Origin of the sequence: Paenibacillus hemerocallicola, from assembly GCF_006265175.1 — a bacterium.
Taxonomy (GTDB): Bacteria; Bacillota; Bacilli; order Paenibacillales; family NBRC-103111; genus Paenibacillus_AB; species Paenibacillus_AB hemerocallicola.
Window position 1 is genome coordinate 56,827 of the sequence record NZ_VDCQ01000063.1, and the last position, 6,225, is coordinate 63,051.

General features: G+C 58.1%; 4 protein-coding genes. All 4 read left to right on the forward strand.

Translation table 11 applies throughout. The features are described from left to right. Positions 1-112: 112 nt before the first annotated feature. The gene (locus tag FE784_RS31775) at positions 113-1,501 is read left to right on the forward strand and encodes an extracellular solute-binding protein (protein ID WP_176706666.1); all 1,389 of its coding nucleotides are present in this window, start codon (positions 113-115) and stop codon (positions 1,499-1,501) included. Positions 1,502-2,020: 519 nt separating this feature from the next. Further along, positions 2,021-3,007, forward strand: coding sequence for a hydroxyacid dehydrogenase (locus FE784_RS31780; RefSeq protein ID WP_176706667.1), 987 nt, complete (start codon positions 2,021-2,023; stop codon positions 3,005-3,007). Between the two features lie 86 nt (positions 3,008-3,093). After that, the gene (locus FE784_RS31785) at positions 3,094-4,428 is read left to right on the forward strand and encodes an ABC transporter substrate-binding protein (RefSeq protein WP_139606292.1); all 1,335 of its coding nucleotides are present in this window, start codon (positions 3,094-3,096) and stop codon (positions 4,426-4,428) included. A 57-nt stretch (positions 4,429-4,485) separates the two neighbouring features. Then, positions 4,486-6,225: DOMON domain-containing protein (locus tag FE784_RS31790; protein WP_218103843.1), on the forward strand; the 1,740-nt coding region annotated here is incomplete at its 3' end.

The window sequence follows — 6,225 nt, forward strand, 5'->3', positions numbered from 1 at the left end:
GCCATTATATTCCGTAGATAGTAGGCAGGACTTGAAATCACCGGTGCGAATTGATAAGATTTTGGAGAAGTCCAAAAATCCATCTTCAATCAGGCGGGGAGCAGGTACAGCGATGAATTCAAAGCCGAGCCGAAGCACATTCAGAGACCGTATGGACGAAATGATCCGCACGCTGCGCCGCGATATCGAGTCGGGCGTTTACGTGCCAGGTTCGTTTTTGCCTTCGGAGGATAGGCTTGCCGAGCAGTTCGATGTGAGCTACAAATCGGTGGCAAAGGGGCTTGACCAACTGGCGGCCGAAGGCTTGCTGGTCAAAATACGCCGGGTAGGCAGCAAGGTCGTCAAGAAGGAAACGGTTCATTTCGGGTTTCACGATACAATGTACCGGGATGTCGACTTGGCCGCACTGCTTGCCTTGTTTCACCGGGAGCATCCGCATATTGAGATCCGTCCGATTTCCATCTCGCAAAACTATTCGTCGGATACGATCGACGATCTGATGACATCCGGCCGCTTCGACGTGATGATGACCAATCATATTTACTATCAGCATGCCCGGGAGCACCGTCGGCTGGACGTATTGGAGCCGATGCGGCTCGCGGACGACACGTATCCGTTTCTGCGCGACGAACTGCTTGTCGACGGCATCAGCTATGCCCGGCCTTTGGTGTTTTCGCCGGTCATTCTCGCCTATAATCGGAAACATTTCCACGCTGCCGGGCTTCCCGAGCCGGACAGCGGCTGGACATGGGAACGGCTGCTGGAGGCGGCTGCGCAGTTGTCGCAGCCAAGCGGAAGATACGGATTCGCCGCCAGTTTTTTGTCCGGCAACAATCGTTGGCCGGCGATCTGGATGCAGCGCGCTTCCGCTCCGCTGCGCTCCTCCGCGGGCCAACGGCGTCCGGAGGCAGAGGAACTTGCTGCCTCGTTGACGTATTGCCGCGACTTGATGAAGGCGGACGGAGTCGTTCCGGGCTTTCTGGAAGTCTCGGCGATGCAGTCGCTGTTTGCCGAAGGTAAGCTCTCGATGCTGATGACAACCTATTTTTTGCTGAACGGCTTCAACGATAAGGCGGTCCCATACGATATAGCGCCATTGCCGTATATATCGGAACCACGGACTATGCTGCTGTGGATCGGTCTGTCCATCCACCGCAAGACGACGGTGCCGGATTCGGCCCGCGAGTTTGTGGAATTTATGACCTCTCCCGAGGCACAGGCCATCATTCGCCGCAACACGCTCAGCATTCCGGCCTCCGCAGCCGCGGCCGGCGCGTCGGAGCCCGTGGTTCACAAGCCGGACCGTTACAATTTGTACCGGGAGATCATTCCGTCCTACCGGAGCCATTGGCAGTACGGGCTGCGCTATGAGACGGTCGAAGCGGTACGCGAATTGTTGCTGCTGCTGTATTCCGGTGTGATCGGAGAAGATGAGCTGCGCGTCCGGCTGGCGGAACTGCTGGACAAGCAGGATGCGGAGCGAACGGTTTCCGGCAACTAAGGCCCGTTTATTGGATGCGCATCCAAAGGCTGTTTTCGAAGGGGAGCGGCGTTCAGGCCAGCCCAACGGCAATAAAGACGTTTCCAAAACCACGATGGAAGTGGGGCCGGAACGTCTTTTTTTATTATATAAGATGAACTTAAGAATCAGCTAAGATAGCCTAATGCAATGGAAGAAGGGAATTGCCCTGTGAGCGAGTTTGGGCTCCCGAGTTTCAACCTTTGCCGTAAGCTATTCATTCAAAGAAACTCAAATCAACCTGTCTGAAGCTGCAAGGCAATTCTTTCCGGAATGGAATGAACGTTAAAACCTTTAGTTTCAACTTATATAGCATGCCTGTCAGAGTGGGGAACGATGAGCGACGGAATTGTGCGCTTGAATTCCAATGGTTGACATTGCAACAGAAACGCATATAATTTGTTATGTAGATAGTATGTAGAACGAGTTGGAGAATTTATTATGGCCCAATTTTAGTTTCTGCATATTTTCTACATAACAAAAGAATGGAGGACGGGAAGCTTGAAATGGACGATCGCTCTCTGCTATCCGCCCAACCTGCAACGACCGATTTTGCATGAATGGCATCTGGAACGTCTGGCGGACTTGGGGAGGGTGCTTCACACGGAATGGTCGGACCCGGAACAAGCGCGCCGCGCGCTTTATGAGGCCGATGCCGCCATTACTTCGTGGGGAACGCCGAGGCTGGACGAGGAGTGGCTATGCCATTGCCCGCGCCTGAAGGTTGTTGCGCATGCGGCCGGTACGGTCAAAGGACTTGTGTCCGCAGCGCTGTGGGAGCGCGGCATCCGCGTATCGAGCGCCAACGGACCGCTGGGGGAGGGGGTTGCCGAGACGGCACTCGGAATGACGATCGCCTCGCTGAAAAATATGTGGCGCATCGACCGGGCAGCACGTGCCGGGGGATGGACGGAGGAAAGAAGATTGGCGCGTGAATTGTATCAGATTACAGTCGGCGTGATCGGAGCCGGCAAAGCGGGCACGCACTACATGAAGCTGCTGCGCCCCTTTCGGGTCAAAGTGCTGGTGTACGATCCGTTCGTCAGCCGGCAACGGCTGGCCGAGCTTGGAGCGACCCGGACGGAACTGGACGAATTGATCCGCCAATCCGATGTCGTTTCGATTCACGCTCCGCTTCTGCCTTCGACCCGCAATATGCTGGATCGCGGCCGGCTCATGGCAATGAAGGACGACGCGATCATCATCAACACGGCCAGGGCGCCGATTATCGACGAGGAGGCGCTGATCGAGCAGCTGTCGCTCGGACGACTGTTCGCCTGTCTGGACGTCACATCGTCGGAGCCGCTGGCGGCCGATCATCCGCTGCGCTCGCTGCCGAATTGTGCGTTAACCTGCCATATCGCGGGAGCGGTATCCAACGGCGGCTACCGGCTGGGACAATTTGCGGTCGAAGAGCTTGAGCGCTTTAAGCGGGGGATGAAGATGGAGGGCGAAGTGGAACGCGAGCAGATGGAGATTTTGGCGTAAGGACGGGCCGGCCTGTAAAGATGCCGTTCCCGCTGATCGGCAATTAAAGAAAGCGATTGCAAATAAAAGGGGAGGTAGATTCGACAATGAAGACACTGACAGCGAAAACCGCATGGCTGCCGGCGGTGCTGGCGAGCGCGCTTGCCCTGACCGCTTGCGGAACCGGCGGAACGGAGCCGCAGCAGGCTAAAGGAGACAATGGAGCGGCCGCTCCGAGTGCGCCGAAGCCGGTCGATCTGTTTATTTACACCGATGTGACCGACGAAGTGTTCCAGGCGACTTGGGGCGAGCGCATCCGTCGGCAATTTCCTCATGTGACCGTCAAGCATCAGCAGGGCGTTAAAGGCTCGCGGATTGAAGATCTGGTAGCCGCGGGGACGATCCCCGATGTGATGCGGACGCAGACGACAACGATTCGCGACGAATATTTGGGTCTCGGGCTTTCCTACGATATGCGCGAGCTGGTGCAGAAGCACAAGCTGGACTTAAACCGGTTCAATCCCGTCTATATGCAGCGCATCATCAACGAAACCGGGGCTTCCGGAGGTGAAATCTACGGGTTGCCGATCAATTCCCCCAGTCCGCTCGTCCTGTTTTACAACAAGGATCTGTTCGACAAATTCGGCGTCGCGTATCCGAAGGACGGCATGTCGTGGGACGCTTTGGTTCCGCTGGTCCAGCAGTTGTCCCGCACCGAAGGCGGCGTCCCGTATCGCGGGCTAACGACCAACTATATGTCCGTGCTGCGGGACAATGCGTGGTCCCATCCGATTGTTAACCCGAATGCCGACGAGATGGCCGATGCGGCCAAGTGGCAAATTTTGTTCAACAATCTGAAGCGGTTTTACGAGATTCCCAATAATCCGATGGCGGCCTCGCTTACCGTCGAGCTGCAACTGTTCTACAAGGAACGGACGGCCGCGATGTATGTCGGACAAATTAACCAGTTCAACTCGTTCCCGGCCGATCTGAGCTGGGATATGGTCAGCTTGCCGCAGCTGAAGGAAGCGCCGAACAGGCTGTCCCAGCTGACGCCTCCGTACTGGTCGATTACCCGGCAAAGCAAGCATAAAGATGAAGCGTTCGCCGTCATACTGGATTTGCTGTCCGAGGACGTGCAGCTCGCGCAGGCCAAAGAAGGCAAAATTCCGACCCTTGCGGACAAAAAGCTGGAGCAGGCATTCGGTCAGGAGACGCCGGCGCTGAAAGGGAAAAACACAAAAGCGGTCTTTTTCCATCCGTTCGCCGATCCGACACCGCTCCGGAAAGCCGAGCTGCCGGCCGTGCCGCTTGGCAAGCAACAAACGATCCTTAGCGGCGCTTTCGAGAAAGTAGTGAAGCAGGGGACCGATGTCAATACCGCGCTGCGGGAGGCGCAAGAGCAGCTCAAGAAAGAGCTGGACACCGCAAAGGCCAAGTAGGGCCGGCTGCGCAGGATGCATGAAGCGCATCGGACAGGAGAGGCGGTTGCGGCGCGAATGTTGAAAAGACGATTCCGTATAGCGGCGGGAGTCCTCATGACCGTTGTCCTGCTGGTCCTGTGGGCGGCGTTACGCGATGGGAAGGGAGAACGGCCGATGGGAATTGAGGTAGCGGCATTGCCGGATAAATGGGCGATCGCGATGCGGGCGGAAGGAGCTGTGCGGATCGACGGCTTGCCGGACGAGGCCGTTTGGCACGGGTCGCAGCGTCTGGAAGGGTTCTCGACGGCATATTTCAATGAGCCGGCGGAGCAGCAGACGACGATGAATCTGGCCTACGACGATACGCATCTGTATATAGCCTTGGACGGCCGGTATGAAAGCGGATACATTCAGGTGGATGCGCCGCAGGCAGAGCGGGTTTTCGTACTGCTGAGCCGCGACGACGACATGATGAAGTTTTATAGCGTTCCTGTGACGATTACACCGGGGCCGCATCCGATCCGGATTCGGTACAACAATTTCACGGCCGCCGATGTGCGGGAAACGCTGCAAGAGACTGTGGACTTGGCGCAAGGCGGGCAAACACAGCAGGCGGTACACAAGCGGAGCGACGGCTGGAGCGCCGAGGTCGGCATCCCGCTGTCCGCGCTCGGGGTCGATGGGATCGAATCGGGAGAGCGTTGGCATGTGAATGCGATCCGCTATTTTGGCATCGCCTCCAAGCGACCGCTCAGCTCCTGGGCGCCGGTGCGGCGGACGACGGTGATCGACGGCGACGGTTCCGGCCCGAACCGCGGATATACGCTGAGCGTGTACACGGCCAATGAAGGGCGGTTCGGCAGCCTGTATTTCGAAGGGAGACCGAATTCGGCGGTCAGCGGCAAGCCGGTCGTCGCTTGGCCGCTTTCGGCCCCGGCACGTTTGCTGTACGACAGCTTTACGGAGAAGCGGCTCGTGCTGGCCGGAAGCGATCTTGCCGCTGCTCCAAGCTCGATCCGCATCGACTGGCTGTCTCCGCATGGGGAAGAGACGAGCCTCGTTCCATCCGGAATCGAATCGGAAGGCGGCAGCCGGGTCATCGCCTTCGCCCACCCCGAGCCGGTGCAAAATGGCTTGTACCGGCTGCGGTTGACGGTGGAGGAAGCGAACAATCCGCAGGCCAAAGAGCTGGAGCTGGCCTTCGACCGAACGAATCTGATCGATGCGGGCGAAGCGAACGCCTCACCCCGGACCGAGCCTACGCAGACCGGAGCGGGAACGCGGATCGAAACGGAAATCGTCGCCTTCGCCCCGCCGTCGCCTTCCGTGGCCAGACTATTGACGCTGGTGCCGGAAAAGGTGGGAATGTATTTCGCGGGGGTGCCGCACGCGCCGGAGCTGTCGGAGCGGGCGATCAACTACAGCTGGTCGGTGGCCGATCCGTTGATCATGACTTCGACAGACAGCGGAAAGGTCGTTTATCCGAATTCGCAGTACCCGGAAAATAAAAAGCTGACGGTAACCAATCGTCTCGGTCAAACGGTGGACTACCCGTACTATGAGGATGCGAACGGTACGCGCTACTTCTTGTCCGCGCATCTGTGGTACTTGCAGCGTCAGTACTTGCTGACGCGGACGCGGGAGCTGGCGCTGACCGATCCGCTCGGGGCGGCGCGTCTGCTGCACCGGTTCGCCGAGGTGTTCCCCGGCTGGGTGCCGATGAACGATTACGACAAAGGGGTCCAGTACCCGATCGAGCCGTCGGGCGGCCCGCCGTACCCGTACTACGGCGGCTTGTGGGCCCGCTGGTCGCAG